Below are 14,340 nucleotides of genomic sequence, written 5' to 3'. Positions count from 1 at the left end.
CGCAGCAGCATCTCCCCAACCTATGCCTAGTTATCCATATGATATTTCTTCATCGCAATACGTCCAACAACATTAACCAATCCATACAGGACCACTGATAACATAGCCAGCATCGCAATACTGACCATAACCATATTCATCTGAAAAACTTGACCGCCGTAGATGATCATATAACCAAGACCCGCCTTCGACGATAAAAATTCTCCCATAATGACACCAACCAGCGTCAAGCCTACATTCACTTTTAACGTTGCGATCACATTCGGTATACTTGCGGGCAGCAGCACCATTCGCAGCATTTGCCAATGCGTAGCACCAAACGATTCCATCAGTTTGAGCTTCGTTTTACTGATTTCCTTAAACCCGCTCTCAATCATAATGATCGTCACAATAATCGAAATCGCGATGGCCATACCGTAAACCGAGTAACGATCACCCAGCCAAATATAAAATATCGGACCGAGCGCGACCTTAGGCAGAGCATTCAGCACAACAATGTACGGCTCCAGCACCTTGGAGGCAAAGGTCGACCACCAGAAAACGATCGCGATTCCAATTCCAAGTACCATTGAAACGACAATGCCAATCAATGTCTCCAAGCTGGTCGTCCATGTATGCTTAAATAGATTCCCTTTGATCGCCAGCTCTTGAAAAGAAGTAATTAACTGCGAAGGTCTGCTGGTCAGCATGGAATCCACCCATTTCCACTGTGCAGCCAGCTCCCATAATATAATAAATACCGTAAACACCAGCAGCTGCGCCAATCGAATCATCCACAACCTGCGCTTTTGCGTCTTCAAATATTGATTGTATTGCGGCGATCTGGCCTTATCTTTAGAATTGATCAAAGTCGGAACTTGCTCAATCCGGGCTTCCGTGGTGACTGAGGGTTCACTAGCCGGTAGCGACGACATGTCCTTCCAACTCCTTCCATATGACATTGAAGTATTCTTTGTATCGGAGTGCTTCCCGTTTTTTCCAAGGAGTGACATCGTCACCTTCGCCAAGCTGAATCGAATAAACGGTGGAAATTGTACTGGGTCTCTTGGACATGACCATGACTCGGTCTGCCATACTGATCGCTTCCGATATATCATGAGTAACCAAAATCGCTGTCTTGCCCTGGTCCTTAATAATTCCGTAAATTTCATCGGCAAGCGTCAGTCGGGTCTGATAATCAAGCGCAGAAAACGGCTCATCCAGCAGCAAAATATCCGGCTCGGTCACCAATGTGCGAATTAATGCCACCCGCTGACGCATACCGCCGGATAGCTGCGAGGGACTGTGATGGGCAAAACCGCCCAGTCCATAGCGCTCCATCAAATCAAGTGCCTTATGCTCTGCTTTCTTTAAATCCATCTTGCGAATTTCGGCGCCCACCAACAGGTTACTCAATATATTTCGCCATTCGAACAAATGGTCATGCTGCAGCATATATCCTACCTTGGGAGAGGTGCCCGATACCTCCTGACCGTCAATCAGCACCTTACCACTCGTTGGCTTCACCATTCCCGAAATCAGGGAGAGCAGCGTACTTTTCCCACAGCCGCTCGGTCCCACAATGGAGATGAATTCACCCTGCTCAATGGATGCGTTGATATCCCTCAAAGCCTCGGTTTCCTGCTTGATCGTGAAATAGCTTAAGCAAATATCGTTTAATTCAATTTGTGACATAGGCCTATTTCCCTGCCTTTCCGATATTTTTAACAAAGCTCATATCCACAACGGCTCCCATATCAGTTAATTTTTGCTCCGGCTTCAGCACATCATTCTCGATCAACATTTTTTGCAGCGTTTCAAATTGCTCCGCAGTCAATTCAGGAACAGCCGACCAGGTATCCTGCTTCTTGTAGCGGTCGATGGATTGTATGATGATGTCTTTCGGCGTTCCCTCAAAAAAAGGCATTAGCGCATCAGCAATTTCATCCTGTGAAGCTGTGTTCAACCATTTGGTTCCTTTGGCTACCGCATTAACGAATTTCTGAATCGTCTCGGGATTTTTCTTGATATAATCCGACGTTGCCACATAGGAGGTTTCAGGGAAAGGACCAAACGCTTGTCCGACAGCTGCTGCATAGAACGCTTTGCCTTCCTTTTCCAAAGTTGAGGCTATGGGCTCGAACACTTGGATAAAGTCACCCTTGCCGCTTGTAAAAGCACCCGCCATCGCCGGGGAAGCGATATTCGTAATCACGTCAGCCTTTACCTTTTCCTGCTGCAGCTTCGAATTCAATACCATTTGCGGAGCACTGCCCGGGCGCCATCCGACCACGCTTTTCCCCTCTAAATCACTCCACTTAAAGCCGTTAAGCTTGGTCCGTGACAGTAGGAAAGAGCCATCCTTGATCGTCAGCTGGTGGAAAATTTTCAGTGTTTTATCTCCCTTTTGATTATAAATATAAATGGCGGTTTCCGGTCCAACCAAAGAAATATCGGCCACTCCCGCAATTAAAGCCGCTGCTCCCTTATCCGAGCCCTGCGCCGTGTTCATATCGACGTTGAGACCCTCTTCCTTGAAAAAACCTTTTTGCATCGCGATATAATGGGGTGCATAAAAAATCGAACGGATGACCTCGGAAAATTTAACGGTCTTGATTTCCTCGCTTTTCTTTACTTCTGTTTTAACTTCCATCTTCGCTTCTGCAGCCGGTTTGGCACTCATTTCAGCTACAGAAGCGGTTCCACAGCCCGTGGTAATCGTGAATAGCACAGTGGAAAGCAGCAGACAACCGAGTTTGTTCAACTTGATCATGGTTTGTTCATCCTCCCTTATTTAGGTGCTAATTTATTTGAACAGCGAGTGGTTGTCCTGAAACCAAATGCGTTTCTGCCATCTCTCTGCCGTATTCAACCATTTTTTGGTGACCAACCTCTTTTAGCGGCACAGCCGTTATCCGTTCTCTAAGTAAAAAGATTTCGACTTCGGGAAGCAGCATTTCCAAGGCGTAAGCAAGCGGGAGACCATTTTCCAAAATTTCAACAGAATGCGGATTGCCTACGATAAAATTAAGTTCCTTTTCCTTCGCGTATTTCACAAAAGCATGATCCTCACGCACCCTGCTAATACTGACAATGATCGTATCGGTTTCCGGGTACATCTGCAGTGCCAGCTCCAAATGCTCCAACGAAAATCCGGTATGCGGGAAAAAATGAAGAATATGCTTGACCGCACTATCCAATTTACCGCTGAGCAGTTGGGCCGGATTAGCCAGCGTAGCTTCCTCAATCGTAGCTTCACCACGAATCGCCCGCTCCGCTTCCAACAAATCGAGATCAATGTCACGTCCCATCAAACCATCAATTCTTGCCAAAATGTCACCCGTGGTCTTTACTTCTTCCAGCGCGATGCCTTTGTGAAGCACATTTCCTGGAATACCACCAAATGAAATGTCCGTTTTCAGCTTATGATGTCCATGCAGCAGCGTCAGTCCGGGATGCAGCCCGTGAAAAGCCTCGTGCATTTCGATAAGCGCCAAGCCATATAGGGGTAAATAATCAGCAAAGGGTACCCCGCCCGAGCTGGCTGCATCAGCTACCGGATGATGGACGATGATGAGGTCGAGCTTCATTGCGGATGCCAGCTCAATCACCGATTCGGTCAATGTCATACCAACACCAATACGTGACACCGGCTTATGTTTGTCTCCAAAAATCAGTCCAGGGATTTCAAGTACGCTTTTACCTGGAATATTGGACGTTTTCATCACTACATAAGGATTAGCTCCGGCAGTAATTTCATTCCAATCCATCACCATTCTCCCTTTGGAAATGGTATTCAGCGCTTCGACGACATGCCTTGCTTCTGTTCGGGTTTTGGATGCTTTCATAGACTTCTTCCTTTCTGTTTTGGATCAAATGCATATACAAAAAAACCGCTACTATGAGCATACTAGGACACGGAAGCCCCGGATATGTCACAATAGCGGTTGTAAAGCTCTCCACTCGGAGTTCCTTATGACCTGCTATATGTATGGTTGTTGCTTGAACGTTACAATGAAATCCGATCTCTTTTGATACAAAAGGATTCGATTCCTTAATAGGTTCAAACATCATATTCAAGCTGATACGCATGATGTCGGTAAAATGAAGCATTTCTTTCTTGTTATGTAACATAACATATAAATGACAATGAATCAACAAAAACATATGAAATTAATTAATTCTTTTGAAAAAACCTAATTTAATGTAATATTATCTAACATTTAATTACCGACAAATGATTTAAAGTTTTTGCAAACGTTTTCATATTTTATGATAACATACTTCTTAGAAAAAGATAAGCTTTTTTTGTATTTGGTATACCGTTTATTCCAAATGATGTTCAAACACAATGACCGTTCCTGAATATTCTGTAATGGGATCATAATCCTTGAGCACCAATTTCACCTTTAGACCGAGCGATTGCTCTAACTGCTCCTTAAGCATTTTTTTGTTAGCCTCCATTAGCAGTGTATCCACACTGGCGGTTAAGCTCCGATTCGACTCATCAAGGATTTTCAAAGCAGGAATACGTTTGTGTGTGGCGAAAATCAACACTTTATCACCGGAAATCTCAATTTTTTGCGATTTGATTCCCGTTCCAAAGATCTCCTGATTGATCGAATTATAAATCTTGATAATCTCCTGCTTTAAAACCCCAATCGGGTATTGCTTTTGCATAGAGGCACCCTTCTCCTTTCGAGTCATTAGGTTCTTGCTTCCTTTAAATCATAAATTTTCCCTATCAGCTCATTCAAACGATCCTTGATTAATATGATACTATTGTAGGAATCGGGAATTGGCTCGAAGCCGCAGTGTACGCCAGCCAACCCACCAGCAATGGCGCCTATCGTGTCGGAATCACCACCAAAGCACGCGTCGAATGCTATGTCGATGTCCTTCGGGTCTGTCCGGTACCCATTCAGGAACTGAAAGTTCTATCCGTATTTTAGCACAGGTTGAACATGGTGTTACAAACAAAGTAAAAGAGGCAGCAACAATGCGGCCTCTTCACTGGTGTCACTCATTACTCTTTACCGTTACCAACCTATTCATGAAACCGCAAACGGAGTGTATGCACTTCAAAGGCTTGCATTGGCAAGCACAGCTCTTGTTTGTTCGTGTTGGGGTTTTCCAACAAAGTTAACACTTCAAGGTCATATTCGAGCAGGTCAGTCAAACAAACCTGGCTTACTTGATTCAGCAATTCGATTGTAACGAGCCTTGGTTTGCCAATCCAGTCTCGAATTCTCAGAATATAACCATCTCCATCTTCTGCCGGTTTAAAGCAGGTCACCGCCATTCCTTCCAAGCCGAGGGGGAGCAATTCGAGCTGGTCGTTACTATTGTTTAAATCCGATCGTTCAGCCGTAGCTGCAGCGGGAGCGGGAACCGTAAGTGCAGAGGTCATCGTTTCCTGAGCGGTTTTCCACACAGAACCTTCGACCCAATCCCCTGCGTGCGGGATAAGCCGATACCGATATATGAAGCTGCCGCCAGTCCATTGTGGGAAGTTAGTCCCCCACCAGTTATTAAAAATGTTAAAATTCATTTCCGGTTTCTCCGGTACATAATTATGCTCAAAATCCCACATTCCATTGCGACCGATAAAAAATAACGGTGAATCAAGAGGAACGATCGCCATTCCCACCTTACCATCCGATACATCGACAAAATTTTCGCAGCAATTCAACAGAGTGCTGGAGGAAGGCACAATATCGGCGAGCGGATCCATAACACTGCCCATTTTATTGATGCGGTAGCTCGGATTCGTTAATTGCAAAGGAAACACGATATGACCAGATTCCGCTAAAGGCGTCTCCTCTTTTCCACTAATTTGCCATTCCATATCAACAAAAGGAGAATCCTCCGTCAGCGTTACCGTCCAGATGACTTCCCTTGCATTCCCGTAATTCATAACTGATTCCTGGCTATTGCCAGCTACACATTCCACTTGGACAGAATGAACGCCTTGTATAAGGCGAATATGCCGCAATTCGGTATGAAAAGAAACCCGCTTCTGCTGCTCGGGATAGTCCGTTTTTCCAAAGTCATGTACGCCCCAGTCATAAAAACGGTACGCATATTTTTTAATATAGCTTGTTATTTCCCGGTTTGAATAGATGTTATATTCGTATTGTCCAAAGCCCTGCGCAGACTCCGCATCTACCCATTCTTTATTCAGACGCTTATCGAACAGGCTGATGATCCAACCGGTTTTTCTATCTAGTTTGACGACAACAAAGGGGTTCTCGATTACGGCTTGTGTCTCGCTTAAGCTTCCAAAAGCAAGAGGTTTCTCGGAGCTTTCGGCAGATCCAGGATGATTACTTCCACTACTTTGTACACACACTATCGTCTTATATCCGAGTGCCGGCAAGCCCTTTACTTCCACCAACACACCTTGTGGATCGTGAATTACTTTTAGCAGCTCATTGTTGGTACAATCGATCCATTGGTCATGTTCATTGGGTACATACTCCGAATCCGCAGCAATACGAACCCAGGCATCACGCTGCCAGCCAAGGTTATTGTACACACGTTGCTTTCTTTCCGAGCCTGTACCAGCCGCCGATATGCTGGTTTGATTCCACTGAGGTTGAACCCGCAGCCATTTCTCCGCTTCCTCTATGGAGCTTTCGGCTTTATTCAAGTAGTCGATTTGCTCCTGCCAGGATCGCTCCATCAACATATAACGCTCGCTGCTTTTGTCTGCAATAAATTCAGCTTTTTCATATCTTCTCGGGAATAAAAATGATTTGCAATCCAGACCCCACGTATGTTCCCCAAAATGAAGCGTATATTCGTAAGCAGTATCAATAGCTTGCTTAATTCGCTGCTGCTCCTCTACGTTCCACGCTTGGCTTTCGAGCGAATTCATAGACAGCGCACTCTCTACAGCAGTGATCCGCCCTCTCAGCTCCCGTACTCGTGAGACCTCCCTTGGAGCTGTTCCCACACCATGAATCCATGAATCTGCCATGTCTCCGCGAATAACTGGCAGATCGGGATTCCGCGCTAGAAAATCTTCGGCAAAATCCGTCAGGCTTCCGATATGAAGCTCGGCCTTGGACCCGCGCGCCTCGATGGAAGCTTTCATTTCCTGTATGTAGGAAGCTTCATGCGGACCATGATTATCGCTAGTTTGGATCATAGCCAGCCAGATCGGATGCTCCCAATCCTCGGGAGGCAATATGCCTGTACCATAGGCCCCTTTGGAGTAAAAGGTAAGCAGCCGCTCCCCATCCGGCCCTTCCCAATAAAATACAGGTGGGACGTCAGGAGGTGTCGTAGCGGGGTTGCAGCCCAAATGCAGCACCTCTACGCCTGCTTTTTTCAACAAAGAAGGAACGATCCAGGTATGACCCGGAACATCGGTCATTTTGGCATCTTTGGGGCGATACCCGTATTTCTCGCTCAGACCGCGCGAAACGTACATCCCCCGTATCCATTCCTCCAGCCCGCAAAATTCCGTATGTGTCGTATACGGGAGCATATGCCAAATTAACTGGCGATTGTCCAGAAATTGCAATGCTTTACTCCGGTCCTGCTCCCCGCTGCCCTCCAAGGATTGCAATAAAGGCCAAGCCGACATGGTCCATACATATTTTTCATGATTCTCATTGCGGTTCGTCTCCTCGCAGATCTGGATCACTTCTTCCAGCATCTCCGTCCGGTATCTGTGGACCACCTCCGACACGAGCCCGGTGAAACCGATATCAAAATGCGTTTTGAAAACCACATAGATTTTTTCAAGATTGGTATGCATTGCCTCTGTCTCCTCTACTCCGATATCATCTATAGGTGACTGCTTTTGGTACAAATTACATACCTTGCACCCGAACAGGGTCGCTCAGCCTCAGCTGCGAGACAATCGGATAATGATCAGAAGGATACACTCCCCGCAGCTTGCGCCGATCTACCTCTGTTTTCAATACTTCAATTTCAGGAGAAACAAAAATATAGTCGATAGGCTCGCCTTCATCTCCGCCCTGAAACGAGTGGGCAGTTAGCCCAATAGAGCCGGATAGTGCTGTGTAAGCATCTTTGAGCCACGTTTGTTTGCCCATATGCTCCAATTCCCCACGTAAAAAACGAATCGGCCAGTCGCTGGGATGACTATTCATATCCCCCATTAATACAACAGGCAAACCAAATTCAATCCGGTGTGAGCTAATATTTTCCCATATTAAAGCAGTCCCAAGCTTACGAGCCTGCTCTCCCAAATGGTCTAAATGCGTATTATATACAACAAACTGCTTTTGTGATGTTTTGTGAAGAAAGCTGATCCACGTGCAAATTCGCGGAAGATGACTATCCCAGCTTTTAGAAGCTGGTTCGAAGGGTGTCTCGGATAGCCAAAACTGGCCTTGATGCTGCACCTCAAGCTCAGAGGCTTTATAAAACACAGCACAATGCTCATTCTCATGCTCACCCATACGACCGTGACCGACCCAGGCATATTCAGGTATTTGCTCCTGAAGTTCCATCAGCATTGGATAAAAACCTTCCTGGGTTCCCACTAACAGCGGATTGTGGTCCTGAATCATCTGAGCCGCACCGTTCACCCGATGAGGCCAAGCCGATTCTCCATCATCAGGTGTATCGTATCTTAAATTAAAAGTCATCACCGTCATGTTCATGCAGGATTCACCTCCTACCCTTTATTTTCATCAAAATAGATCGGGTTCGTCAGAGCAGCCATCAGCTTGTTGTCTACCTCAGGAAACGTTCGCCACACCTCAGCGCGGACAAACCGCCTGCCTACCGAATCTATAGTAAGCTCCAAAGTACCGTCGCTGTCCACGATTATATTTTGTTCCAGCCCGCTGCTGCTAATGAGCTTCACTTCATCACCTGCCAAGAGATGCTCAGCTTGCAGACATACGATTCCGGCTTCCCCCGCAGGTACCGAATCCCCCATCTTATAGTTTCCAAACCCTAATTGAACAAAAGGTCCCTGAGGTGCAAAGCTGATCGATACGTTGCCCTTTTCGATTCCAGCCAGTATCCCTTTTACTGTTTTTGAGGAAGCATACACCCAGGTACACGGCATCGCATGCTTGACATAAGGATCAGGGCGGTGAACATCGCTGCCGCCTATTACATTCAATCGTTTTCCAGCAAGAAGCTGCTGCTGCCACCACGCCAAAGTGCGTTCGTTTCGTTCAGTCCAGGGGCCATTCCATATCTCCACCCAGTCAAAATCGACGTCAAAGTCCCATTCCCACGGACAAAAATCGCAGTGAGGATGGTTCAACACGATTCGTGCTCCCCGTTCGCGTGCGGTTGCCAATCTTTCATTCACATCAGCCTGAGTGCTAACCCGAAAATCATCCAGAGGATCAGCAACACCCAGAAAATTGCTGTGGCCAAAATTGGTTGTAAACTCCATCCCTGGTATCATTACAAGACTGGTGCTGCGGGGGTAGGCGAAATTTTGACTGATGGCATTATGATCCGTCATCGTCATGAAATCGCAGCCCAGCTCCTCCATGATTGCTGCATTCTCTTCCAGCGTATAAGTACCGTCGCTGTGAAGGCTATGCATATGCAGGTCACCCTTAAGCCAACGCGGAGTCATCAGGAAAAAGATAATCGTTATCGTAACCTTACAGCCTTCTTGTGGTATCTTGTAGGCATTGTGCACAACTGCCCATCCACCGGCATCGAGAGGTCCGGGCAAATAGCCCGGTGTTGCTTTTTCCAACCCTATATTGAAAAATTTCCGTGCTCCACCGCTCCACCCTCGGATCCGATACGGATCTCGGATTCCTAAATCGATAACCGCGATATGACTGCCGGAGGACTCCACCTCATAGCTGACCTGAATCTCTTCCACATGCTGCGGCACCTCAAAAGGAACCTCTATATAGGAGCTCTGTTCCGAATGTTTAACTTCTCTGGTAAATGTGGCTGTTTGGCTATGTCTGTCCGTTTGATTCATATAGGGTTCCACCGTCTTTCATAGTTTGTCTGGACTCTACTCTTTATTAGCACCGACCATAATGCCTTTGACGAAATATTTTTGAACAAACGGATAAATAATGACCAATGGAAGCAGTGCGATCACAATTCCCGCCATCCTGACATTCGTCGTAATGATGAAATTGCTGGAGGTCGCGTCCGTGTCGATAATGAGCGATTTCAAAGCAATTTGCAGCGTGTATTTGGCATGATTGTTAATGTAGAGAAGTGCCGGCGTAAACTGATTCCAACGGCTGACGAACTCGAACAAGGCTACAGTCGCAAGACCTGCTTTGGCCAGCGGTAAATACATCGTCATAAAAATACGGGCATCTCCGGCCCCATCCATACGAGCCGATTCTGACATTTCCAAAGGAACGGTTAAGAAGAAATTTCTCATCAATAACACGCCAAAGCCGGAGATCAGCCCTGAAAAAATAAGCGCAGACAACGTGTTGAGCAGACCAAGCTCCTTGTTGACGACATACAGCGGGATCATAATCGATTCACTTGGCACCATCATGGTGATCAGGATCAACGATACCATCAGCTTTTTACCAGGTAAACGCGGTTGGACAAGTACATAACCTGCCATTGCACACAGAAATACATGCCCAATGGTGCCGATAACGGTGACAATGACATTATTGCTGAATGGCTGGTAAAGCTGCAGCCGATTCCAAACCGTATTAAAGCCTTCCAGACTGAACTCTCTTGGCCACAGCACAATAGCCGGCTGCATGGAAGCAAAGTTGGTTGAGAAGGCCAAGGCGAACGTATTCAGAAAAGGAATGACCATAGTCGCTACAAGAAGAAGCAAAAAAACGACATTTACTACATCGAAGAGACGTCCCGACCATCCTTTGGATTCAAGTTTCATATTATTTGTCTCCTCCGTCATCATAGCGAATGATCAATCGGGTCACGAAAGTAAGAATCAACGTAGCCAATATCACGATAAACCCTGCGGCGGTCGCTGTACCTATATTGAATTCCAAAATACCCTTTTGGAACGTATACATCATGATGACATCGACTTTGCTGGCTATCGCTCCATTTCTCATGACAATGATTTGATCAAACATACGCAGTGCACTCAGCACATTGAGCATAATAACAACCTTCATTGTGGAAGCAAGCGATGGAAGTGTCACGAAACGAACTAACTGCCAACGGTTCGCTCCATCCATTCTGGCCGCTTCATAGAGAGATGGATTGATGGAAACGATGGATGCCAAATATAAAATAACAATGAACCCCATGTCTTTCCAGACGGCAGTAAATACCATAATGGAACGGGCATAAATCGTACTCGACATAAAACTGATCGGCTTGGCACTTCCAAGCAATTGGAGGATTTGATTCACGATCCCTGTATCGGGAGACAGCAGCATGATCCACATACCGCCCACGACTACCCATGAAAACAAATGAGGTAAGTACACGATCATTTGCGTTAATTTTTTAAACCAGATGGATAGTACCTCGTTTAATGACAAAGCAAGGATAATTGGCATAATGAATCCGATGATTAGCGTAAATCCGCCGATAACCAACGTATTTTGAAAAGCGGTCCAGAATGTGGAGTCTTTCAGGACAAACAAATAATTATCAAATCCTACAAAAGGCCGGTTGCCGATTAAGCGAAAATTTTGAAAGCTGATGATGAAGCCGCGTACTAACGGATAATACGAAAAAAGAAAAAAGTAAGCCAAAATAGGTACCATCATGACATAAAGCGTTTTATACTTCAAGACGGCTTTCAAAAGACAGCCACCACCTTATCCGCTTGGTAATTCCAGCCATATCGAAGGGAGCTTGCAAGCGATATACTCCCTTCGATCTGCTGAAACTTCATCTTAGATTAGTCAATTAGTTTATTTGCTTTTAGCTGCTCACGCATCTTTTTAACCGCATCGGCGGCAGGCATTTCACCCAAGATCGCTTTAAATGAATTTTCATTGATGATCTTCTCGGCATCTGCCCATTTGGCTGGCGTCAGCTCAAGCGTTGCATATTTCACAACCAATTCCTGTGCTTCTTTTACCCCTGGCAGCAGACCAAAAGGAGGTTGAACTTTTTTGTTGTACCAAAAAGGAACTCCGTGATCCATTGCATGCTCTTTACCTGCTTTAGTAAGCTCGTATTTACCGCCGCTCTCCGTATAATCGTTATCTTTAATACCCAGGCTTCCGAGCATAATGCCGTCTTTGGTATGCCACCATTCAATAAATTCAAATGCTGTTTTCGGATGTTCCGCATTGACCGGAATGACCCACACATCCGGGTCACCGCGACGAATCATATGTTTGCCGCTCGGATCCGCTGCTCCAGGAAGTCCTTTTGCTTCAAATGCTGTATTCGCATCCTGCTCTTTTCTCGTATTGTTGAGCATCCCTACCCAAGCGTCCCAATAAGTGATCATGCCTACCCGATCCGTTAGAAACAGATTACGCATTTTACCTGTATCGTTAGTAGCAAAGTTAGGATCCAATATGCCTTCCTTATAAAGCTTATTCAGCCACTCATAAATCGGAATAGCCGCATCCGTTGAGTAGGGCACATCCAGTTTGCCGTCCTTCTCCACATAACGCTGCTTCAAGCCCGCTGCGCTGAAAATACCTTGCAGCTCATACATGCCCGCTGTACTCAAGCCATACGTGTCCTTTTTACCGTTACCGTCCGGATCTTGCTCTGTAAAAGCTTTTAATACCTTGTAATAATCATCCAATGTTTTGGGTTCCTGCAGATTCAGCTTTTTTAGCCAGTCATTTCGAACAATCGGCATCGTTCCGCCTTGAAACTTCGAGAACACACCGTAGATCTTGCCGTCTTTCGTCTTGACCTGATCCCATTCACCTGCAGGCAGAACATCGGGATCGGACAATACTTTGGATGCTTTTACTTGATCCGTAAGAGGTGTCAAAATGCCTTGACTGATGAACAGGTTCATTTTTTCCTTACTGATCTGAAGCAGATCGAACTTCTCGCCGGATGCGATGGCAGCCAGCAATTTCTGATCATAATCAGATGCCGGTTTATCCATCTTCACTTTAATACCGGTCAATCGTTCAATCTCTTTCTCGAATAAGGTGTTCTCTTCAGGAGTTTTACCACCAATAACCCCTGACATCATACGGAGAGTTCTGTCTTCTTTTTTATCATTGGCTGAAGGCGCGTTTGTAGCTGGAGCGTTTCCTGTTGGGGGTGCTGCAGTATCGCTTCCGGTACATCCTGCTAATACAGTTCCCAACAGTGCGATTGCCATCGTTGAGCTCATAACTTTCGTTTTTGTCATCATTGTATACCTCCCAGGTTATATAATGCCTTTACACAATCTTAATAAAGCGTTTACATTTTTGCTCCGCCTGTTGGCGGCTTACTAAAGTAACCTGCACGAATCGCGAATTACCAGTTTGGCTTCAATTATTTTTTGTTCGACGATGTCCACATCTTTCATTTTCTCCACTAAAATTTTGGCAGCTTCCGTTCCCAGCATTTCTGCGGACAGTTCAACGGATGTTAACGCAGGCGTCATTTCCTGAGCCAGAGTAGCGTCATTGCTTAAGGCTATTAGCGAAAGCTCGCCTGGAATATCGAGGCCAAGCTCTCTTGCTGCTCTCATCACTCCCAGTGCTACGCGGTCCGTATCGGTAATAATGGCAGTGAATCGATTAGGCTCATAGATGCTCTTAAGCGAAACATAGCCATAATCAGTTGGATTTGAATGCTTCCTTCTCGAATAGTTCATAACGTGTACCCGATCATAGGATCGACCGCTTTGTTTGAAAGCTTCCGCCAAACCGTGCTCTCGGTCAATAGCAACCGTCATATCCGCGCTTGAATTAAGGAATAAAATGGCTGTGTGTCCATGGTTAATTAAATATTGACCTACCTGCAAGCTCAAATGCCTGTTATCATTGTCTACGTAACTGATTTTCTCTTCAATTGGATCAGGACGACCAATCAATACTAACGGGATGCCCATTTGATTGTACCTTTCAATACGAGGATCCTGCTTTCTCGGGTTCAGCATAATGACACCATCCACGGGATCGATGGAAAATTGGGTCTGATCATCATGTTCAGGAAGCGTATCTAACAAAAGTCTGTAGCCCTGCTTGGAAAATTCTCTTATAACGCCATTGATCATTTGGATCTCGAAACCCGACATCACGCTGTCTTTGGAAATCGGCATTTTCAAACCGGCTATCATTGTTTTCTTAATAGCGAGACTTCGCGCTACATGGCTCGGGTAATACCCTAAACCCTTGGCAACCTCCAGAACTCGTTCAGTTACAGGACGGCTGATGGGTCTTTTTTTGCTGAATACACTAGATACCGTTCCCTTGGAAACACCCGCAGCTTTTGCTACGTCATCGATGGTTGCCATTT

The 14,340-nt window shown here is 45.7% G+C and carries 13 protein-coding genes; all 13 read right to left on the bottom strand.

Features of this window, described 5'->3' with window-relative positions; genetic code table 11:
• Positions 1-26 precede the first annotated feature (26 nt).
• The 13 genes from BM210_RS08210 to BM210_RS08155 all read right to left on the bottom strand — a co-directional run bounded on the left by BM210_RS08210 (position 27) and on the right by BM210_RS08155 (position 14,338).
• Positions 27-914: an ABC transporter permease gene (locus BM210_RS08210; protein WP_091166988.1), complete on the bottom strand. Its 888-nt coding sequence runs from the start codon at positions 912-914 to the stop codon at positions 27-29.
• Positions 895-1,674 carry an ABC transporter ATP-binding protein gene (locus BM210_RS08205; protein ID WP_091166987.1) on the bottom strand — a complete coding sequence of 260 codons (780 nt, stop codon included), beginning with the start codon at positions 1,672-1,674 and terminating at the stop codon, positions 895-897. The genes BM210_RS08210 and BM210_RS08205 overlap by 20 nt, the downstream gene beginning before the upstream one ends.
• A 4-nt stretch (positions 1,675-1,678) precedes the next feature.
• On the bottom strand, positions 1,679-2,752 hold the full coding sequence (locus BM210_RS08200) for an ABC transporter substrate-binding protein (RefSeq protein ID WP_091166985.1): 1,074 nt from the start codon (positions 2,750-2,752) through the stop codon (positions 1,679-1,681).
• 28 nt (positions 2,753-2,780) lie between these two features.
• Positions 2,781-3,827: a Nif3-like dinuclear metal center hexameric protein gene (locus BM210_RS08195; protein WP_091166984.1), complete on the bottom strand. Its 1,047-nt coding sequence runs from the start codon at positions 3,825-3,827 to the stop codon at positions 2,781-2,783.
• A gap of 478 nt (positions 3,828-4,305) precedes the next feature.
• Entirely contained in the window at positions 4,306-4,659 is a 354-nt protein-coding gene (locus BM210_RS08190; RefSeq protein ID WP_091166982.1) for a Na-translocating system protein MpsC family protein, read from the bottom strand.
• Positions 4,660-4,685: 26 nt separating this feature from the next.
• Positions 4,686-4,868: an ADP-ribosylglycohydrolase family protein gene (locus BM210_RS34250; protein ID WP_256223474.1), complete on the bottom strand. Its 183-nt coding sequence runs from the start codon at positions 4,866-4,868 to the stop codon at positions 4,686-4,688.
• Between the two features lie 158 nt (positions 4,869-5,026).
• Positions 5,027-7,747, bottom strand: coding sequence for a DUF5054 domain-containing protein (locus BM210_RS08185; protein WP_091166981.1), 2,721 nt, complete (start codon positions 7,745-7,747; stop codon positions 5,027-5,029).
• A gap of 55 nt (positions 7,748-7,802) precedes the next feature.
• Positions 7,803-8,621, bottom strand: a complete 819-nt coding sequence (locus tag BM210_RS08180; protein ID WP_091166979.1) for an endonuclease/exonuclease/phosphatase family protein — start codon at positions 8,619-8,621, stop codon at positions 7,803-7,805.
• A 14-nt stretch (positions 8,622-8,635) separates the two neighbouring features.
• Positions 8,636-9,925, bottom strand: coding sequence for a CehA/McbA family metallohydrolase (locus tag BM210_RS08175; protein ID WP_091166977.1), 1,290 nt, complete (start codon positions 9,923-9,925; stop codon positions 8,636-8,638).
• A gap of 36 nt (positions 9,926-9,961) precedes the next feature.
• Positions 9,962-10,825, bottom strand: a complete 864-nt coding sequence (locus tag BM210_RS08170) for a carbohydrate ABC transporter permease (RefSeq protein ID WP_091166975.1) — start codon at positions 10,823-10,825, stop codon at positions 9,962-9,964.
• Between the two features lies 1 nt (position 10,826).
• On the bottom strand, positions 10,827-11,711 hold the full coding sequence (locus BM210_RS08165; protein ID WP_091166974.1) for an ABC transporter permease subunit: 885 nt from the start codon (positions 11,709-11,711) through the stop codon (positions 10,827-10,829).
• 98 nt (positions 11,712-11,809) lie between these two features.
• On the bottom strand, positions 11,810-13,246 hold the full coding sequence (locus BM210_RS08160; RefSeq protein WP_091166973.1) for an extracellular solute-binding protein: 1,437 nt from the start codon (positions 13,244-13,246) through the stop codon (positions 11,810-11,812).
• A gap of 81 nt (positions 13,247-13,327) precedes the next feature.
• The gene (locus BM210_RS08155) at positions 13,328-14,338 is read right to left on the bottom strand and encodes a LacI family DNA-binding transcriptional regulator (RefSeq protein ID WP_091166972.1); all 1,011 of its coding nucleotides are present in this window, start codon (positions 14,336-14,338) and stop codon (positions 13,328-13,330) included.
• Positions 14,339-14,340 lie beyond the last annotated feature (2 nt).

Source organism: Paenibacillus sp. 1_12 (assembly GCF_900114475.1).
In the GTDB taxonomy this organism is placed as follows: Bacteria; Bacillota; Bacilli; order Paenibacillales; family NBRC-103111; genus Paenibacillus_S.
Note: the sequence above shows the minus strand (reverse complement) of the source record. Positions and strands in the feature narration are given on the sequence as shown.

What these genes read in the sequence shown, in the direction of transcription:
- BM210_RS08210 (WP_091166988.1), bottom strand. Translation starts at nt 914, where the DNA reads ATGTCGTCGCTACCGGCTAGTGAACCCTCAGTCACCACGGAAGCCCGG.
- BM210_RS08205 (WP_091166987.1), bottom strand. Translation starts at nt 1,674, where the DNA reads ATGTCACAAATTGAATTAAACGATATTTGCTTAAGCTATTTCACGATC.
- BM210_RS08200 (WP_091166985.1), bottom strand. Translation starts at nt 2,752, where the DNA reads ATGATCAAGTTGAACAAACTCGGTTGTCTGCTGCTTTCCACTGTGCTA.
- BM210_RS08195 (WP_091166984.1), bottom strand. Translation starts at nt 3,827, where the DNA reads ATGAAAGCATCCAAAACCCGAACAGAAGCAAGGCATGTCGTCGAAGCG.
- BM210_RS08190 (WP_091166982.1), bottom strand. Translation starts at nt 4,659, where the DNA reads ATGCAAAAGCAATACCCGATTGGGGTTTTAAAGCAGGAGATTATCAAG.
- BM210_RS08185 (WP_091166981.1), bottom strand. Translation starts at nt 7,747, where the DNA reads ATGCATACCAATCTTGAAAAAATCTATGTGGTTTTCAAAACGCATTTT.
- BM210_RS08180 (WP_091166979.1), bottom strand. Translation starts at nt 8,621, where the DNA reads ATGAACATGACGGTGATGACTTTTAATTTAAGATACGATACACCTGAT.
- BM210_RS08175 (WP_091166977.1), bottom strand. Translation starts at nt 9,925, where the DNA reads ATGAATCAAACGGACAGACATAGCCAAACAGCCACATTTACCAGAGAA.
- BM210_RS08170 (WP_091166975.1), bottom strand. Translation starts at nt 10,825, where the DNA reads ATGAAACTTGAATCCAAAGGATGGTCGGGACGTCTCTTCGATGTAGTA.
- BM210_RS08160 (WP_091166973.1), bottom strand. Translation starts at nt 13,246, where the DNA reads ATGATGACAAAAACGAAAGTTATGAGCTCAACGATGGCAATCGCACTG.
- BM210_RS08155 (WP_091166972.1), bottom strand. Translation starts at nt 14,338, where the DNA reads ATGGCAACCATCGATGACGTAGCAAAAGCTGCGGGTGTTTCCAAGGGA.